Raw genomic sequence first — 17,851 nt, 5'->3', positions numbered from 1 at the left:
GTGTGTCCGCTGCGCCACCTGCCGCCACGTCGCAATTTGTGACGCCGCGTCAAAGATTGACCGGTTTCGGCGTAAAGGTAATGTGATCCAAATATTTCTGGAGGAGAGGGACACATGAAGAAAACTTGGCTCGCAGCGACCGTGATCGCCGCAACGGCATCGTCAGCCTTTGGTGGTGAAATCGAACGACGGGGCGACCCTTCGATGATCCTGTTCGAAAAAGGCAAGAACTATCTCGAGTTCTCGGCCGCAACCGTGGACCCATCCGTCTCGGGCGTTGCGCGCCCCGGTGTGCCCACGGCCCCCACTGGCAACATCCAGAACCGCTATCAATCCTTTGCAGGCGGCTACAAGCATGAACTGAATGATCGTGTGGCGCTCGCGTTTGTCATCGACGAACCGGTTGGCGCTTCGGTCAATTATCGCACGCCCCCGGCGGCCTTGGGTGGCGCGTTCTTTGGCGGATCAAGCGCCGAAGTCAGCTCTGTCGCGTTCACTGCCCTTGCAAAATACAAGGCAACTGATCGCTTCAGCATCTATGGTGGTCTGCGCTATGTCGGCCTGTCGGGCAATATCACGGTGATTTCGCCCGCCACCCTTGGCAGCGCGGTTCCTGCACCCAACTCACCCTATACGCTGGGCGTGAACAAGGATTTCCAAGTCGGCTACCTGTTGGGTGCCGCCTATGAAATCCCCGACATCGCCCTGCGCGTTGCCCTGACCTATGAGTCCAAAACAGAGCACGATTTCAAGGACAACACCGGCGCAGGTTTCAAAGTGGAAATCCCGCAGGCGTTCACCCTTCATGCCCAATCAGGTATTGCAAAAGACACCTTGCTCTTTGGCTCTGTGAAATGGCGGGAATGGTCGAAATTCGCCGTTCAGCCCGGCGACTTCTTCTCTGTCGCCACGGGTGTTCCGGTCAACGTTCCCATCGCCAGCGGCCCGAGCGACATCTGGACCTATGAGCTGGGCATCGGTCGCCGGTTCAACGAAAACTGGAGTGGCGCTGTCCTCCTTGGCTATGAAAAGGATGAAGGGGACGTCGTTGGCAACCTTTCGGGCAAAGACGGTTACTTCAGCTACGGTCTGGCCGCCACATACGAAACCGAGGCATGGGAAATCACCGCTGGTATCAAGTATTTCGATGTCGGCGACGCGAACTCGAACGTCACGGCCTTCTCTGGCAGCGATGCCATCGCCATCGGCACCAAGGTCGCCTTCCGCTTCTAAGCGGTCCTAGAACCAAAAATAAGGCCCCGCCCCTCACCCGGGCGGGGCTTTTGCATGATTGCATTTGACCCCGCGCCGCGCGCTTTGTACCAAACCCGCGAGAGGGAGCAGCGATGATCTACACTTCGGCACAAGACTGGCGCGAGGCCACACATAAACGGGTGCTGTTCTACGGCATGTCAGGCTTGGGCAAGACGCATGTGTCGAACACGCTGCGGGATGCCGGGAACTGGTTTCACTACTCGATAGATTACCGCATCGGCACGCGCTACATGGGCGAACTTATCGCCGACAATGCCAAGGCGTATGCAATGCAGGTGCCCTTCCTGCGTGACCTTCTGCTAAGCGACTCGATCTATATCGGCTCCAACATCACGTTTCACAACCTCACCCCGGTTTCGACCTATCTGGGCAAGCCGGGCAATCCCGCCAAAGGCGGGCTGCCGATCGAAGAATACCGCATCCGACAAGAACAGTTTCGGCAAGCCGAGATCCACGCGCTGATGGATACGGCCTATTTCATCCGCCGCGCAGACGCACTCTATGGATATCCGCATTTCATCTGCGACACCGGTGGGTCGATCTGTGAATGGGTAGACGGCGACGATCCCGAGGACACGATCCTAAAGGAACTTTCGGCACATTGTCTGCTGATCTATATTGAAGGCTCCGAGGCGCATACGGCTGAATTGATCCGCCGATTTGATCGCGCGCCCAAGCCGATGGCGTATCAGCCTGCCTTTCTCGATGCGGCATGGGCCGAATACCTAAAAGAAAACAACTGCGAAGAGGACGAAGTTGATCCAGACAGCTTTATCCGCTGGACCTATGCTCGCGCTCTTGCGCACCGTCAGCCCCGCTATGAGGCGATGGTAAAATGGGGCGTCAGCGTCACCGCCAATGAGGTGGCGACCGTCAAAACGGCACAGGAGTTTGAGGCGCTGATCGCCACCGCCCTTGAGCGCCGCGCCGCCACGCCTATCTAAGGCCCGACAGCCAAGGAACCCCACCTGATGCCCATCAAGATCCCAGCCGACCTGCCAGCCTATGACGTGCTTACGCGCGAAGGGGTGATGGTGGTGGACCCGGATCAAGCCGCGCGGCAGGATATCCGCCCCCTGCGCATCGGCCTTCTCAACCTCATGCCGAAAAAGATCCAGACCGAGAACCAGTTTGCCCGGCTGATCGGGGCAACCCCGTTGCAGATCGACTTTGACCTGATCCGCATGAGCGAACATCAGACCAAGAACACCGCCGCCGAACATATGGAGAGCTTTTACCGCCCCTTTGAAGAGGTCGCCGCCTCGGGTGACAAATACGATGGCCTCATCATCACCGGCGCGCCGATTGAGCATCTCGATTTCGACGCCGTGACCTATTGGGCAGAGTTGGCGCGCGTCTTTGACTGGACCCAAACCCATGTGCATTCGACCTTTGGGGTATGCTGGGGCGGGATGGCGATGATCAACCATTTCCACGGGGTGCAGAAACACATGCTGCCCGCCAAGGCCTTTGGCTGCTTTCGGCATCGCAACATGGTCCCCGCGTCACCCTATCTGCGCGGATTTTCCGATGATTGCGTGATCCCCGTCAGCCGCTGGACCGAGATGAAACGCGCCGAGATCGAGGCGGTCGAGGGGCTTACGATCCTTCTGGACAGCGATGATGTCGGACCCTGTCTGGTCGAGGATACCGCGCGTCGTGCGCTCTACATCTTCAACCATTTTGAATATGACAGCGACACGCTGAAACAGGAATATGACCGCGATATAGCCAACGGCACGCCGATCAATGTGCCCTGCAACTACTATCCCGGCGATGATCCGTCGCGCCCGCCGCAGAACCGCTGGCGCAGTCACGCGCATCTTCTTTATGGCAACTGGGTGAACCAGATCTATCAGACGACCCCGTTCGATATGAATGCCATTGGCTGTTAAATCCCTGATCCTTGTTGCGGTATGTCTGGTCGCTTTTTGGGGCTGGACCCAGCAACGTGCCCGCACCCACGAGGCGCGCGCCGAAGCCTCCTTTCCCCCAGAGGGCCAGATCATCGACGTGAGCGGCCACCGCGTGCATGCCGTCGTGATGGGCAATGGGCCTGATCTGGTGCTGATCCACGGGGCCTCGGGCAATACCCGCGATCTGACCTTTGAACTCGCCCCGCGATTGGCAGAGCGCTACCGTGTCATCGTGATTGATCGCCCCGGTCTGGGTTATACCGCCCGCATCAACCGCACCGGGGCCACGATCACCCAACAAGCGGCGCTGCTGCAAGAGGCGGCAGCCCAGCTTGGGGCCGACAAGCCTATCGTGCTCGGCCATAGCTATGGCGGCGCGGTAGCGCTTGCTTGGGCGGTGACGCGACCTGATCATATCGCAGCCCTCGTGGATGTGGCCGGTGCCGCCAAACCCTGGGATACCGGCCTCTCGACCTATTACCGCGTGCTCTCGCATCCGGTGCTTGGCCCGCTCGTGATCCCGCTGCTTACCGCCTTTGTCCATGACACCCGCGTCGAACAGGCGGTGCGGGAAATTTTCACGCCGCAAGAACCACCCGAAGGTTATCTCGAACATATTGGTGCCGGCCTCACGCTGCGCCGCCATTCTTTGCGGGCCAATGCCTTGCAGCGCGCCAATCTACTGGCCGAGATCGAGGCACTGCACACCCTTTACGGCACCATCACCGTGCCGGTCGAAATCGTACACGGCACGGCTGATACCACCGTGGGCGTCTCGATCCATTCCGAACCGCTGGCGGCCCAAATTCCCGGTGCCCATCTGGCCGTGCTCGACGGCGTCGGCCACATGCCCCACCACAGCGATCCAGAGGCGGTGATTGCAGCCATAGATCGCGCCGCTACCCGCGCCGGATTGCACCCCGTCGATTGAGCCGCCATACTGACGGAAACCATAGCGAGAGGCCCCATGGACCTGCCCTTTGACGGCGCGATCAGCGCCTTTTTCGAGACGGAAGCCCCCGAAGCCATCCGCAAGGAAATCCGCCGCGCCGATAAGGATGATATCTTGGGGGCCGATTTCCCCTATTCCGAAGGCCTGTCAAAAAAGACCTATGAGAAAGATATCGAAAAGCTGCAAATCGAACTGGTCAAGCTCCAGCATTGGGCCAAGGAAAGCGGTGCGCGCATCGCTATCGTCTTTGAGGGGCGCGATGCGGCGGGTAAAGGCGGCACGATCAAGCGGTTCCGCGAGTATCTGAATCCGCGCGGCGCGCGGGTTGTCGCGCTTAGCAAACCGTCGGATGTCGAGGCAACACAATGGTATTTCCAGCGCTATATCGACCATCTGCCCGCCGGGGGCGAGATCGTATTCTATGACCGCAGTTGGTATAACCGCGCGGTTGTGGAAAAAGTGTTCGGCTTTTGCACCGACGCGCAGCGCGAGCATTTCTTTGCCCAAGTCCCGGATTTCGAGCGGATGATCGTCGACGAGGGTATCCATCTCTTCAAAGTCTGGCTCAATGTTGGCCGTGCCGAGCAACTCCGCCGCTTTCTCGACCGCGAGCAAGATCCCCTCAAGCAATGGAAACTCAGCTGGATCGATGTCGAGGGTCTCAAGAAATGGGACAGTTACACCGCCGCCATCGCCGAAACTCTCACACGCAGCCATAGCGACCATGCGCCGTGGACTGTCGTGCGCTCGGACGACAAGCGGCGCGCGCGGATTGAAACCATCCGTCATGTCCTTAGCCAACTGGATTATGCCCGCAAGGATGCCCGCGCGGTGGGCAGCGCTGATCCGGGCATCGTCGGCGGCCCTGAAATTTGGCATGGGTAAGCAGGGCTATCACCACGGCAATTTGCGGCAGGCTCTGGTCGAGGCCACGCTGACCCTGATTGCCGAAAAGGGGCCGCAGGGCTTTACCATGGCCGAGGCCGCAAAATTGGCCGGTGTCTCGACCGCCGCGCCCTACCGGCATTTTTCAGGCCGCGAGGCACTGATTGCCGAGGCCGCGCGCCAAGGCTTTGAAATCTTTGTCACCCGGATGGAAGCCGCGTTCAATGACGCCCGCCCCAATCCGCTGACGGCGTTTATGGCAACGGGGCGCGCCTATCTGGCCTTTGCCCGCTCGAATGCCGGGCATTACGTGGCGATGTTCGAATCCGGCCTCTCGGTAAACTCCAACCCGGAATTGGCCGATGCCGCCGCGCGGGCCCAAGCGATCCTCACCCGCGCCGCCGCCGCCCTCTCGGCGCATTTGCCGCCTGACCGCCGCCCACCTGCGGCGATGTTCGCCGCCCATGTCTGGGCGATGAGCCATGGGGTGGTCGAACTTTACGCGCGTGGCACCCCCGGTGCCCGCGCCCCCTTTCCGCCCGAAGACCTGCTTGAATCCGGCATAAGCGTCTATCTGCGCGGTCTTGGCCTCATCCCGCCCGACAGCACCCCCTGACCCGAAAATTCAAAGCACACCTCTTGCGTGCGGCACTGGGCATCTTACATATGTAAATGTAAGTAACATTCACACACGACAAGGAGACGTCATGTCCGCCATTACCACCTGGCCCGCACAGGCCGAATCTTGGCTCGACCGCCAAGGCAAACCCGCTTGGATCATCGCCATGGTCTTGGGTCTTATCGTTTTTTGGCCCCTCGGGCTCGCCCTACTGGCCTATATGATCTGGAGCAATCGCATGACCGTACGCAGCCTTCCCTCTCGCTTTCACCGCCAAAACGCCACGCGCAGCACTGGCAATGCCGCCTTTGACGCCTACAAGGCCGACACGCTGCGCCGTCTCGAGGAAGAGCAGGAGCAATTCGAAGCCTTCCTGCAGCGCCTGCGCGACGCGCGCGACAAGGCCGAGTTCGACCAATTCATCGACGAACGCCGCAAACCCGCACAGGCGCAAACCACCGCCTGAGCCGTACCGCAAAACCAAAAAGGGCCGCCCTCTGGGCGGCCCTTTGACTGTGTAATCCGAAATGGATCAGCGCTTGGAGAACTGGAAGCTGCGGCGCGCCTTGCGCTTACCGTATTTCTTCCGCTCAACGACGCGGCTGTCACGGGTCAGGAACCCTGCAGCCTTGAGCGCGCCACGCAGGCTGGGATCGTAAAGCTGCAGCGCCTTCGACACGCCGTGCTTGACCGCACCGGCCTGACCCGACAGACCACCACCGGCGACTGTTGCCATCACATCAAACTGGCCTTCGGTGCCAGAAATCGTGAACGGCTGTTTCAGGATCATCTGAAGCACGGGACGCGCGAAATACTCGTTCATCGGCTTGCCATTGACCACGACCTTACCCGAACCGGGCTTGATCCAGACGCGGGCAACCGCATCCTTCCGCTTGCCGGTTGCATAAGAGCGACCAAGCGCATCACGCTCGGGCTCGCGCGGGGCTTTGATGGCCACGGCTGCAGCGCTGACACCGCCAGCGACGGCTTCGAGACCTTCGAGGGATTTGATTTCGTCAGCCATCAGTGAGCCACCCGCGTATTCTTGGAGTTCATGGATTTGACGTCCAACACCTCAGGGCTCTGCGCCTCATGAGGATGCTCGCCGCCAGCATAGACGCGCAGGTTGGTCATCTGCGTGCGGCTCAGGCGGTTGCCCGGCAGCATGCGCTTGACCGCCTGCATCACGACGCGCTCAGGGTATTTACCCTCGAGGATCTCGCCGGTGGTGCGCGATTTGATGCCGCCCGGATGGCCGGTGTGCCAGTAGTTGGGCTTGTTGCGCTTGTTGCCGGTCAGCTGCACCTTGTCGGCATTGATGACAATCACGTTGTCGCCCATGTCCATGTGGGGGGTAAAGCTGGCCTTGTGCTTGCCGCGCAGGCGCATGGCGATGATCGACGCAAGACGGCCCAGAACCACGCCTTCGGCGTCGATCAGGATCCATTTCTTGTCGATATCTGCCGGGGTAGCAGAGAATGTTTTCATTTCAGGCAGAACCTTGTGCTTGGTCTTTGGTCTTGATCAGTTTGGGCCACCCTACGGGCGGCTCTGATGCGATGGGCGGGTTATAATCAGTTCAATGCGAAGGTCAACTGCCATATGTTCAAAATAAGCAAGCTAAATCAGTGACTTAAAAAATAGGTATTATTTTACCCCAAATAATCCACCCCGTCACCGTTCTTGAAATACGCTTGGGGGGTCCGGGGAGTGAACAGCGCCCCGTCTAGGGCTTCATTTGGGGGGGATCGAATAGGTCAGGCTCGCGCGCGCCACCGGCGCGCTCATCCCTTCGGAATAGATCAGAACATCCCCCACCGCCAGCACCCGTCCCAGCTTGAGCAACCGACACTCCGCGATCAAATCCACCCCTGCCATGGGCTTGCGCATGAAATCAATGCTGCAATTTGTCGTCACGGCCAGCCCCTCAGGCCCGATCATCGCCAGAATGCCCAAGTAAACCGACACATCCGCAAGCGCAAAGATCGACGGACCAGACAGCGTGCCGCCGGGCCGCAAATGCCGCTCTCCCACCAAGAGCCGCGTGCGGATGTGCATCTCGCCCACCTCCTCGATAGCAAACTCCCCCGAGACTTGTGGAAACTCCCGGTCGAGAAAACTCATCAATTCCGCCGCCGTCATCTTGACGCTCATGCTTTGCCCCCCGCGCTGTTCCGCGCTAGAATGGCCATAACGCACAAGGGGTTACAAGATGGCAATTCTCGACCGCACCGACCAGGGCGCAATCGCGCGGCTTACTCTCAATTCGCCCGGCAATCTCAACGCGCTTTCGGATGCCATGCTGGCTGCGCTTCAGGCCGAGTTTGACAGGCTGGCACAGGATCGCCACATCCGCGTGATCACCCTCATGGGTGCCGGCAAAGCGTTTTGTGCCGGGCATGATCTCAAGGAAATGACCGCCGGACGACAGGCCGAAGATGGCGGGCGCGCCTATTTCGCCGATCTCTTTGCACGTTGCGCCCGGATGATGACCACTATCCTTACCCTGCCCCAACCGGTGATTGCCGCACCGCATGGCATCGCCACCGCGGCAGGCTGTCAATTGGTGGCAAGCTGCGACATGGCCGTGGCCGCGCATGGCACGCGCTTTGGCGTCAATGGCGTCAATATCGGCCTCTTCTGCTCTACCCCAATGGTGGCGCTCAGCCGCAACATCCCACGCAAACAGGCGTTCGAGATGCTGACCACCGGCCAGTTCATCGACACCGCCCGCGCCGCAGAGCTTGGCCTCATCAACCGCGCCGTGCCGCCCGAGGATCTGGAGTCTGAGACCATGGCCCTTGCCGAAACCGTCGCCAGCAAACTTGGCTCTGCCGTGCGCATCGGCAAACGCGCCTTTTACGACCAACTCGACATGGGGTTAGAGGCCGCCTATGCCCATACTGGCGCGGTGATGGTCGAAAATATGCTCGACCGCGACACCGCCGAAGGCATCGCCGCCTTCATCGACAAACGCGCCCCCGATTGGGATCAGTGACGCCCCTTTCCAAACACCCCTCAATGGCCTAAATCGCAGCCCATGGATAACGTATTACACATCATCGGCGGCGGCATGGCCGGGTCAGAGGCAGCATGGCAAGCCGCGAATATGGGCGTGCATGTGGTCATCCACGAAATGCGCCCAAGCGTCAAAACCTTTGCCCATCGCACGGGTGATCTGGCCGAAATGGTCTGTTCCAACTCGTTCCGTTCGGATGATGATGAACAAAACGCCGTGGGCCTCCTGCATTGGGAAATGCGCGCGGCGAATGGCCTGATCATGGCCATGGCCCACGAAAACCGCCTGCCTGCGGGCGGTGCCTTGGCGGTGGATCGCGATCGCTTTGCCCAATCGGTCACGGCGCGGCTGTTGGATCACCCGAATATCACCGTGCAAAATGATGAAATCACGCAACTTCCTGAAAGTGGCCATTGGATCATCGCCACCGGCCCGCTAACCTCTGAGGGGCTTGGACAGGCCATTGCCGCCGAGACCGGCACAGAGGCGCTCGCCTTTTTTGACGCCATCGCGCCGATTGTCTATCACGACAGCATCGACATGTCGCGCGCTTGGATGCAATCGCGCTATGACAAGGGCGAAACCGAGGCCGAGCGCACCGCCTACCTCAATTGCCCGATGGACCGCGATCAATACGAGGCGTTCATCGACGCGCTGCTGGCCGCCGACAAGACCGAATTTCACGAAGGCGAAGCAGAGTCATCCCCCAACCCCACCCCTTATTTCGACGGCTGCCTGCCTATCGAGGTCATGGCCGAACGCGGCCGCGAGACCCTGCGCCACGGCCCGATGAAGCCTGTGGGCCTGACCAACCCACATGCGCCGGATGTCAAACCGCATGCCGTGGTGCAACTGCGCCGCGACAATGCGCTTGGCACGCTCTACAATATCGTGGGCTTCCAGACCAAGATGAAATATGGCGCGCAAGCTACTGTTTTTAAAATGATTCCCGGCCTTGAAAACGCACAGTTTGCCCGCCTTGGCGGCATCCATCGCAATACGTTCCTCAATTCCCCTACGCTGCTTGATGCGCAGATGCGCCTGCGCTCGCGCCCGCATATCCGCTTTGCCGGGCAGATCACCGGGGTCGAGGGCTATGTCGAATCCGCCGCCATGGGCCTTTTGGCCGGGCGTCTGGCGGCAGCGGAAATCCTGGGCCAGAGCCTGCCCCCCGTGCCACAGGACAGTGCCATGGGCGCGCTTATCCATCACATCACCGGCGGGGCCGAGGCGAAAACCTTTCAGCCGATGAATGTCAATTTCGGGCTCTTTCGCCCGATTGATGGCTTCAAAGGCGGGCGGCGTGGGCGCATCGACCGCTACAAGGGCTATACCGACCGCGCCAAGGCAGCTTGGGGCGAATGGCTGGCGGCTCAAAACATGAGCATCGCCTCATAACGCATTGAATATATGTTCATAACGCGCTTCGCTCCTTCGCCAACCGGCCCGCTCCATCTGGGGCATGCCTATTCTGCGATGCTGGCCCATGACCGGGCGCAAGCTGAGGGCGGAACCTTTCTTCTGCGCATCGACGATCTGGATCACAGCCGCTGCCGCCCGGAATGGGAGGCGCAGATTTTTGATGATCTGGCATGGCTGGGTCTCGACTGGCCCCGCCCCGTGTTGCGCCAATCAACCCGCCTCTCCCGCTATCGCGCGGCCTTGAATATACTTTGGGATCAAGGGCTTTTGTACCACTGTTCCTGTAGCCGCGCCGATATTCGTGCCGCCGCCTCTGCCCCGCAAGAAGGCGCACCGCTCTTGGGGCCAGATGGCGTGATCTATCCCGGCACCTGCCGCCCCACAGTCCCGCAAAACGGGTCGATGCCCGAGGGTTGCGCGCTGCGCCTTGATATGGCCCGCGCCTGCGCAAGGCTCTCCAAACCACTCATCTATAGGGAAAAAGACGACCTCATCACCCCCCGTGACCTGCCCGAAACCGTCGGCGACGTGGTGCTGGCGCGCCGCGAGATGGGGGCCTCTTATCATCTGTCGGTTGTTGTGGACGATGCCGATCAGGGCATCACCCATGTCATTCGCGGCGAAGACCTGCAAGAGGCCACGCAAATCCATGTGCTCTTGCAACGCTTGCTTGGCCTGCCCACCCCGGCCTATCACCATCATGCGCTGATCCGCGATGACGCTGGCAAGCGGCTGGCCAAACGCGACGATGCGCGCGCCATCGCCACCTACCGCGCCCAAGGGGCGAGCCCACAAGACATCCGGGCCATGGTCGGGCTCTAGCCTTACAGCGTTCCGAAAATGCTCAATCCAATGGTGCCATAGGGGCCATGATCTCGGTCTCTTCCCCGGCACGCACCGCCGTGTAAAAGCACGACCGCCGGTTGGTGTGACAGGCAGGCCCATTCTGGCGTACCTGCACCAACAGGCAGTCACGGTCGCAATCGACACGCATCTCAACCAACTCTTGCACATGCCCCGAGGTTTCGCCCTTGATCCAGAACGCCTGCCGCGAGCGGCTCCAATAGGTCACACGGCCCGTGTCGAGCGTGCGCGCGATCGACTCGGCGTTCATCCAGGCCATCATCAGCACCTCGCCGGTCTCGGCCTCTTGGGCGATGGCGGGGATCAACCCGTTCGCGTCATACTTTAGTGTCGCCGGATCGAAGGGCATGGCGGATTTCCTTTTGCATCTGCGCGCTCCACGCCTATTTATGGGGCAACACACGAAAGGGAAAGCCATGAGCGGCGAAACCGACCTGATCAAGCTTTATTCAGCGCGCATTCTGGAACTGGCCGCGGACATCCCGCATCACGGGCGCTTGGCCAGCCCACAGGCCAGCGTCAAGCGGCGCGCACCGCTTTGTGGCTCGACCGTGACCGTCGATATTCGCTGCGAGGATGGCCGGATCACCGACTACGCCGCCGAGGTTAAGGCCTGTGCGCTTGGTCAGGCCGCCGCCAGTGTCGTGGGGCGCGCCATCATCGGTTGCGATCTGGCACAGGTGACAGCAGCGCGCGACGCGCTGCACGAGATGCTGAAATCCGACGGCCCCACACCGCCCGCGCCCTTTGACGGGCTCGAGGTGCTGCGCCCCGCGCGGGATTACAAGAACCGCCACGCCTCTATCCTGCTCACGATTGAGGCCGCGGTTGAGGCAATGGAAACCGTGCGCGCCCAAACGTCCTGCGCCTGACGGTGCTGTCGCGGCAAAGCGACAGCTTGTGAACAGGCCTCCCCTTACCTTCGGTAAATTGCGCGCTATCTCTCTCAGAGATAGCCGGGGACAGCGCCATGACAGGGCAGAAACTCGACCAGAATAGCCCGCTGATCGGGCGATTTGATCAGTCCTTTTTGATCCATATGATCCGTGACTTTTTCATCATCCTATTGATGGTGACGGTGCTGGAATTCGCGCTCAAGGCGGGGATGGTCTATTACAAATTCCGCGTGCATGGTGCCACTGATGCCACCGAGGCGGCTCAGGATCTCGCCGATGATGTGCGTTCCATCATGCGCAACGAAGGCGGGCCGGTCGCCGCGCGCACGGTCTATCCGATCCTTCAGGACAATTGGGACGGGCTTGGTTACCGCATCGCGATCATCCCCTCCGATGTCACGATCCGTTCCATTGAACAGGGGTTCGAGTTTACCCCCGAGGGCTTGCCGCGCGGCGATTGGCCCGACACCGCCCATGCAAGCGCCACCCTGCCCATCACCGCCGAGCCCTTTTGCCTTGCCTGTCACTCCGAAGCGCAGGTGGGGGATGTGCTGGGCGAGGTGACGGTGCGGCGGGATCTTGCGACGGATTTCGCACAATGGATCGAGGATATGCGCCTGACCGGCCTTTTGGCTCTGGCCAAAATCGTGCTGCATTCGGTGCTCTTGTTTCTGATCCTGCGCGCGCGGCTTGAGCCGCTTTTGGGTCTGCGCACGGTGGTCAGCAATCTTGCCCGCGCCTATGGCGGGCTGAACCACCGCGCCGAAATTCGCAGCGCCGATGAGTTTGGTGTGCTGGCACGCGATCTCAACCTCTTTCTAGACCGCATCACCCGGCTGATGGGCGAACTCGATGAGGTGCTGCAACGGGTGGTCACGGTCAATGATGACATCGTCACCATCCAAGCCGATCTTCGCGACCGGATCGACACCCTGACCGGACGCATCCGGCGACTGGAGCGCGCCGCGATGCTCAGCGCCAAGTCAGAGCCGCGCCTCTCGAAAGCGTGGTTTGATACGGCACGCCGCGCTGTCTCTGACCTGCGCAGCCAGACCCCCGAGGATGCCGGGGCCCTGATCGAGGATCTGCGCGCCGTCGTCGCCAATGCCGAGGCGCAGATTGCCGGAAGCGAGGCACTCTTTGCTGATCTGGGTGCTTTGGGCGATGAAAGCGAACGCCTGCGCCATGTCATGTCCGAGATGATCCGCCTTGAGGAGCGGATGAAGGGCATCGTCGACACCGGCAGCGTTCTGGTGCAGCGCCTGCGCCCCGGCCCTGTGCCCTCGGAATGAAAAAACCGCCGCACGCTCGGATGAGCGGCGGCGGCAGAGTTGAGCGGGTCACAGGCCCCGGACATTCGGGAGGATTGAGGCAAATCCCGAAAACCGGATGGGACAGGTGGTGTGGCGCATCCCCAAAGTTGGGACAGGAGGGATGCAGCCAGAGCCGGGGCAAACCCGCAGGCAGAAACTCAGGCAGAAATCAGAGAAAACCGGGCAGATAAAGCGCACCGACCAGCGTCACCATCAGCGCAAGCGCGCCAACCGCATCGCCGACAATCGTATCCTGCGCACGGGTCGCAGTCGTCTTGATCTGGTGCAACATCTGGGGGCTCCTTCTGAAAACCTCTGTGTTGCTACTTTGTTCTCATATCGCAAACACCAAGTAAAGAACTTTTTAAGAACATATGTGAACAAAAATTCTAACCCACGGAAATTAAACGAATTGCCTGATCCTGTTCCATCAACCACAAGAGCACGCGCGCCGCACGTCCCCGCTCTGACACAAGGTCCGGATCGTCGTGAAGCAGTTTGCGCGCATCCGATTGCGCCACTGCCATCAGCGCCGATTGCGATTCGAGATCGGCAATGCGAAATCGCGGCAGGCCAGATTGCGCCGTGCCGATCAGATCGCCCGCGCCGCGCATCTCCAGATCAACCTCGCTGATGCGAAACCCGTCCTCTGTGTCACGCATCGTGGTCAATCGTCGCTCGCCGCTCTCACTCAGCGGGGCCTGATACATCAAGAGACAGGTCGACGCCGCCTGCCCCCGTCCAACGCGCCCGCGCAACTGATGCAATTGCGCCAGCCCGAAACTCTCGGCGCGCTCGATCACCATGATCGAGGCATTGGGCACATCCACCCCAACCTCAATCACCGTGGTCGAGACCAGAACGCTTGTGTCGCCCCGTTGAAACGCGGCCATCGCGGCATCCTTGTCCTCGGGCGGCATCTGTCCGTGCACCAGCCCCACAACGCCCTCCCCAAGGGCTGCGCGCAACCGCTTGAACCGCTCCTCGGCGCTGCTCAGGTCTACCACCTCGCTTTCCTCGACCAATGGGCAAACCCAATAGGCCTGACGCCCCTCGGCCAAGGCGCGGCGCAGGTGATCGACCACCTCGTCAATCCGCCCCATACTGATCAGCGCCGTCTTGATTGGCTGGCGGCCGGGCGGCTTTTCATCCAGCACCGACACATCCATATCGCCATATTGCGCCAAGGCCAGTGAGCGCGGGATTGGAGTGGCGGTCATCACCAGCACATCGGCCTGTGCGCCCTTCTTGCCCAGCTCAAGACGTTGCCGCACACCAAAACGGTGTTGCTCATCGACAATGGCCAGCCGCAAATCGGAAAACTCCACATCCTTTTGAAACACCGCATGGGTGCCCACGAGGATCTGAATATCGCCCCGCGCAAGCGCCGCCAGCTTGGCGCGTCGCTCGGCACCCTTGTCGCGGCCCGTCAGAATTTCGAGCACCACGCCCGCACTCTCGGCCAAGGGGCGCAAGCCCTGCAAATGTTGCCGCGCGAGGATTTCGGTGGGGGCCATCATCACCCCCTGCCCGCCCGCCTCGACCGCGATGAGCAGCGCCTTGAACGCCACCAACGTCTTGCCCGCGCCCACATCGCCCTGAAGCAGCCGGTTCATCCGTTGTGGGGCGGCCATATCGGCGGCAATCTCGGCAATGGCCCGCGTTTGCGCCCCGGTCAGCGCATAGGGCAGCTCTGCCAATACCTTGGCCTGCAAGCGCCCGGTGCCAACCGTCGCGCGCCCCTTGGCGCGGCGCAGTTTTGAGCGGGCCAAGGCCAATGTCATCTGATGCGCCATCAACTCATCATAGGCCAAGCGCTCGCGTGCCGGATGCGCAGGCGAAAGATCCCGCGCCTCTTGCGGCCCATGGGCGGCACGCACCGCAGCGGCCCAATCGGGCCAGCCGGCCTGCGCCTTTTGCACCGGGTCGATCCATTCGGTAAGGTCTGGCAGGCGCATCAACGCCGAGTACACCCCTTTGGTCATCACCCGCTGCGTGACACCTGCGGTCAACGGATAGACCGGCTCAAAATCAGGGATGTCCGATGCTTCCTCAAGAGGCAGCATATGATCGGGATGCACGATTTGCGCGATTCCGTCGAAAAGCTCTGCCTTGCCCGACACGATCCGCCGCGCGCCGGTGGGCAGCATTTTGCGCAGATACTCATCGCGGGCATGAAAGAAGACGAGATGAAAGCTGGTGGCGGCATCCTCGACCACCACGCGATACGGCCCGCCTTTGCGCGAGGGCGGACGGTGCTGCCCCACAGTCACCTCGACCGTCACGATCCCGGGCATCTCTGCCCCCTGCACCGTGGCGCGGCGGCGGCGATCCACGCCGGAATGCGGCAGTGTCAGGATCAGGTCGCGCGGTCGCGTGATCTCAAGCGCAGAGAGGGCTTGCGCGGTCTTCGGCCCGATCCCCTCGAGCGTTTCCAGCCCGGCAAAAAGCGGAAATAGGATTTCCGGCCGCCCGCTCATGCGTCCCCGATCAGGGCCAGCCAACCATCCTCGTCAATGGTCTCGATCCCCAGTTCCTCTGCCTTCTTGGCCTTGGACCCGGCCCCGGGCCCTGCCACCAAAAGGTCGGTCTTGGCACTGACCGATCCCGCAACCTTGGCCCCCAGCCCTTCGGCCCGCGCCTTGGCCTCGGCCCGCGTCATCTTTTCGAGACTGCCGGTGAAGACGACGGTCTTACCCGCAACCGGGCTGCCATCGGTCTTGGGGCGCGCGGCCTCTTGCACGGTCAGATACTCGGTCAGCCGGTCAATGCTGCCGCGTTCATGCGGCTCTGCAAAGGCCCCGACAAGGGCGCGCGCCATGACCGTGCCCACCCCGTCGATCCCCAACAAACGCTCCCAATCCGGCCCTTCATAATCCTTGGCCCCGTCCATCGCCGCGATGAACTCATCCCAAGTGCCGTAATTGCGCGCAATCAGGGTACTGGCCTGCTCGCCCACATGCCGGATCCCAAGCGCAAAGAGCAACCGACCAAACGGGATTTCTCTTTTTTCTTCAATCGCTTCAAAGAGGTTTTTCGCGCTCTTTTCGCCCCAGCCCTCGCGGTTCTTCAACTGCTGCAGGCCAGAGCCATAGCGCTCTTGCAGGGTAAAGATATCTGCCGGTTCCTTGATCCAGCCATCGCGGTAAAATTGCTCTACCTGCTTGGCCCCCAGGCCTTCGATGTCAAAGGCGGCGCGGGATACGAAATGCTTGAGCTTTTCCACCGCCTGCGCCGGACAGATAAGACCGCCCACACAGCGCCGCACCGCATCGCCCTCTTCGCGCACCGCATCCGATCCGCATTCGGGACAAGTCGCGGGAAAGACATAGGGCGTGGCTCCCTCCGCCCGCTTGCTCAGGTCTACATCGGCCACTTTTGGGATCACATCGCCCGCGCGGTAAACCTGCACCCAGTCGCCTACGCGAATATCCTTGCCGCCGCGAATGACCTCGCCTTTGCTGTCACGCCCGGCGATGTAATCCTCATTATGCAGCGTGGCATTGCTGACCACCACGCCGCCCACCGTGACCGGCGTCAGCCGCGCAACGGGGCTTAGCGCGCCGGTGCGCCCAACCTGAATGTCGATCGCCTCCAGCCGTGTCCAGGCCAGTTCGGCGGGAAACTTATGCGCAATCGCCCAACGCGGCGTGGTCGAGCGAAAGCCAAGACGCGCCTGCAGGCCCAGATCATCGACCTTGTAGACCACGCCGTCGATGTCATAGCCCAAGGTCGCGCGCGCCTGTTCGATCCGCGCGTAATGCTCAAGCAGCGCCTCCACCCCATCACAGAGCACTGTCAGCGGGTTGGTTTGAAATCCGAACGCCTTCAACCGCGCAATCGCGCCCATCTGCGTCTCGGCCAAGGGCGCGTTTACCTCGCCCCAGCTATAGGCAAAGAACCGCAGCGGCCGCGCGGCCGTGATCTTGGCATCCAGCTGCCGCAACGATCCCGCCGCGGCATTGCGCGGATTGGCAAATTGTTTGTCCGATTTCTCGGCTTGCCGCGCGTTCAGCGCGGCGAAATCGGCATGGCTCATATAGACTTCGCCGCGCACTTCCAGAATTTCGGGCGCACCGGTCAAACTCTCGGGAATATCGGTGATGGTGCGGGCGTTGGCGGTGACATTCTCACCCACCTCGCCATCGCCGCGCGTCGCGGCCTGCACCAGCCTGCCCTGAACATATCGCAAGCTCAGGCTTAGCCCGTCAATCTTTGGCTCAGCGGTATAGGCCAGCGGCGCATCGTCCGGCAGGCCCAGATAGCGGCGAATACGGCTGTCGAACTCGGCTACATCCTCTGGCTCGAACGCATTGCCCAGGCTCAGCATGCGGATGCTGTGCGCCACCTTGGCAAAGCCATCCAGCGGCGCGGCGCCTACCTGATCCGATGCGCTGTCGTCGCGCTTGAGCGTAGGAAAGCGCGCCTCGATCGCCGCATTGCGCGCCTTGAGCGCGTCATAGGCCGCGTCGGTGATTTCGGGCGCATCCTCGGTGTGATAGGCCCGGTTTGCCGCCGCCAAGAGCGCCGCAAGCCGCCCCAATTCGGCCTGCGCCTCGCTTTCGGTCAGATCCTCAACGGCAAGTTTGTCGGTCATCGGCCCCTCGCTGATCCCGGATGCGGCGGCCATTCCCTGCCCGCCTCTCCCTGATCAGAGTGATAGTGCCCGACCCGCCCAGCGTCCAGAGCC

19 protein-coding genes are annotated in these 17,851 nt (G+C 61.2%); 12 read left to right on the top strand and 7 right to left on the bottom strand.

Going from position 1 to position 17,851, the window contains the following annotated elements:
* The first annotated feature begins 114 nt into the window (after positions 1-114).
* The 7 genes from GC127_RS18200 (at position 115) to GC127_RS18170 (ending at position 6,113) form a co-directional block, all read left to right on the top strand.
* On the top strand, positions 115-1,233 hold the full coding sequence (locus GC127_RS18200; RefSeq protein WP_008282218.1) for an OmpP1/FadL family transporter: 1,119 nt from the start codon (positions 115-117) through the stop codon (positions 1,231-1,233).
* Between the two features lie 113 nt (positions 1,234-1,346).
* On the top strand, positions 1,347-2,219 hold the full coding sequence (locus GC127_RS18195; RefSeq protein ID WP_151979217.1) for an ATPase: 873 nt from the start codon (positions 1,347-1,349) through the stop codon (positions 2,217-2,219).
* A gap of 27 nt (positions 2,220-2,246) precedes the next feature.
* Positions 2,247-3,170, top strand: coding sequence for a homoserine O-succinyltransferase (metA, locus tag GC127_RS18190; RefSeq protein WP_008282216.1), 924 nt, complete (start codon positions 2,247-2,249; stop codon positions 3,168-3,170).
* Positions 3,154-4,122 (top strand): alpha/beta fold hydrolase, encoded by a 969-nt coding sequence (locus tag GC127_RS18185; protein WP_151979216.1) that lies wholly within the window; start codon positions 3,154-3,156, stop codon positions 4,120-4,122. Before metA ends, GC127_RS18185 begins: the two co-directional genes overlap by 17 nt.
* A gap of 36 nt (positions 4,123-4,158) precedes the next feature.
* Complete coding sequence (gene ppk2, locus GC127_RS18180) at positions 4,159-5,028, top strand: polyphosphate kinase 2 (protein ID WP_081508472.1); 870 nt, start codon at positions 4,159-4,161, stop codon at positions 5,026-5,028.
* A complete protein-coding gene (locus GC127_RS18175; RefSeq protein WP_008282213.1) occupies positions 5,021-5,644 on the top strand; it encodes a TetR/AcrR family transcriptional regulator in 624 nt (207 codons plus the stop codon). Before ppk2 ends, GC127_RS18175 begins: the two co-directional genes overlap by 8 nt.
* Before the next feature lie 91 nt (positions 5,645-5,735).
* The gene (locus GC127_RS18170; RefSeq protein WP_151979215.1) at positions 5,736-6,113 is read left to right on the top strand and encodes a DUF2852 domain-containing protein; all 378 of its coding nucleotides are present in this window, start codon (positions 5,736-5,738) and stop codon (positions 6,111-6,113) included.
* Positions 6,114-6,179: 66 nt separating this feature from the next.
* Here the strand turns inward: GC127_RS18170 and rpsI are convergent, their stop codons facing one another.
* From rpsI to GC127_RS18155, 3 genes are all read right to left on the bottom strand, one after another.
* Positions 6,180-6,671 (bottom strand): 30S ribosomal protein S9, encoded by a 492-nt coding sequence (gene rpsI / locus GC127_RS18165; protein WP_008282211.1) that lies wholly within the window; start codon positions 6,669-6,671, stop codon positions 6,180-6,182.
* Positions 6,671-7,135, bottom strand: a complete 465-nt coding sequence (rplM, locus tag GC127_RS18160; protein ID WP_008282210.1) for a 50S ribosomal protein L13 — start codon at positions 7,133-7,135, stop codon at positions 6,671-6,673. Before rplM ends, rpsI begins: the two co-directional genes overlap by 1 nt.
* A 246-nt stretch (positions 7,136-7,381) precedes the next feature.
* Positions 7,382-7,801 (bottom strand): PaaI family thioesterase, encoded by a 420-nt coding sequence (locus GC127_RS18155; protein WP_151979214.1) that lies wholly within the window; start codon positions 7,799-7,801, stop codon positions 7,382-7,384.
* Positions 7,802-7,859: 58 nt separating this feature from the next.
* Between GC127_RS18155 and GC127_RS18150 the strand changes: the two genes are divergently transcribed.
* The 3 genes from GC127_RS18150 to gluQRS are packed head-to-tail and all read left to right on the top strand — an operon-like array spanning position 7,860 to position 10,910.
* The gene (locus GC127_RS18150; RefSeq protein WP_151979213.1) at positions 7,860-8,645 is read left to right on the top strand and encodes an enoyl-CoA hydratase; all 786 of its coding nucleotides are present in this window, start codon (positions 7,860-7,862) and stop codon (positions 8,643-8,645) included.
* A gap of 42 nt (positions 8,646-8,687) precedes the next feature.
* Positions 8,688-10,064: a methylenetetrahydrofolate--tRNA-(uracil(54)-C(5))-methyltransferase (FADH(2)-oxidizing) TrmFO gene (gene trmFO / locus GC127_RS18145; protein WP_151979212.1), complete on the top strand. Its 1,377-nt coding sequence runs from the start codon at positions 8,688-8,690 to the stop codon at positions 10,062-10,064.
* A 12-nt stretch (positions 10,065-10,076) separates the two neighbouring features.
* Positions 10,077-10,910, top strand: a complete 834-nt coding sequence (gluQRS, locus tag GC127_RS18140) for a tRNA glutamyl-Q(34) synthetase GluQRS (RefSeq protein WP_151979211.1) — start codon at positions 10,077-10,079, stop codon at positions 10,908-10,910.
* Between the two features lie 22 nt (positions 10,911-10,932).
* Here gluQRS and hisI read toward each other — a convergent pair whose 3' ends face one another.
* Positions 10,933-11,301, bottom strand: a complete 369-nt coding sequence (gene hisI, locus GC127_RS18135) for a phosphoribosyl-AMP cyclohydrolase (protein WP_151979210.1) — start codon at positions 11,299-11,301, stop codon at positions 10,933-10,935.
* Positions 11,302-11,368: 67 nt separating this feature from the next.
* Here hisI and GC127_RS18130 point away from each other — a divergent pair, with 67 nt between their 5' ends.
* On the top strand, positions 11,369-11,824 hold the full coding sequence (locus GC127_RS18130; RefSeq protein ID WP_151979209.1) for an iron-sulfur cluster assembly scaffold protein: 456 nt from the start codon (positions 11,369-11,371) through the stop codon (positions 11,822-11,824).
* A 98-nt stretch (positions 11,825-11,922) separates the two neighbouring features.
* Positions 11,923-13,140: a methyl-accepting chemotaxis protein gene (locus tag GC127_RS18125; protein WP_151979208.1), complete on the top strand. Its 1,218-nt coding sequence runs from the start codon at positions 11,923-11,925 to the stop codon at positions 13,138-13,140.
* A 190-nt stretch (positions 13,141-13,330) separates the two neighbouring features.
* On the opposite strand, the gene GC127_RS23260 is transcribed toward GC127_RS18125, so the two are convergent.
* The 3 genes from GC127_RS23260 to ligA all read right to left on the bottom strand — a co-directional run bounded on the left by GC127_RS23260 (position 13,331) and on the right by ligA (position 17,758).
* On the bottom strand, positions 13,331-13,453 hold the full coding sequence (locus tag GC127_RS23260) for a hypothetical protein (protein WP_008282202.1): 123 nt from the start codon (positions 13,451-13,453) through the stop codon (positions 13,331-13,333).
* Positions 13,454-13,550: 97 nt separating this feature from the next.
* A complete protein-coding gene (recG, locus tag GC127_RS18120; protein ID WP_151979207.1) occupies positions 13,551-15,641 on the bottom strand; it encodes an ATP-dependent DNA helicase RecG in 2,091 nt (696 codons plus the stop codon).
* Positions 15,638-17,758: an NAD-dependent DNA ligase LigA gene (ligA, locus tag GC127_RS18115; protein ID WP_151979836.1), complete on the bottom strand. Its 2,121-nt coding sequence runs from the start codon at positions 17,756-17,758 to the stop codon at positions 15,638-15,640. Before ligA ends, recG begins: the two co-directional genes overlap by 4 nt.
* Between the last annotated feature and the right edge of the window lie 93 nt (positions 17,759-17,851).

This window comes from Roseovarius sp. EC-HK134 (assembly GCF_902498815.1).
In the GTDB taxonomy this organism is placed as follows: Bacteria; Pseudomonadota; Alphaproteobacteria; order Rhodobacterales; family Rhodobacteraceae; genus Roseovarius; species Roseovarius mucosus_A.
Note: the sequence above shows the minus strand (reverse complement) of the source record. Positions and strands in the feature narration are given on the sequence as shown.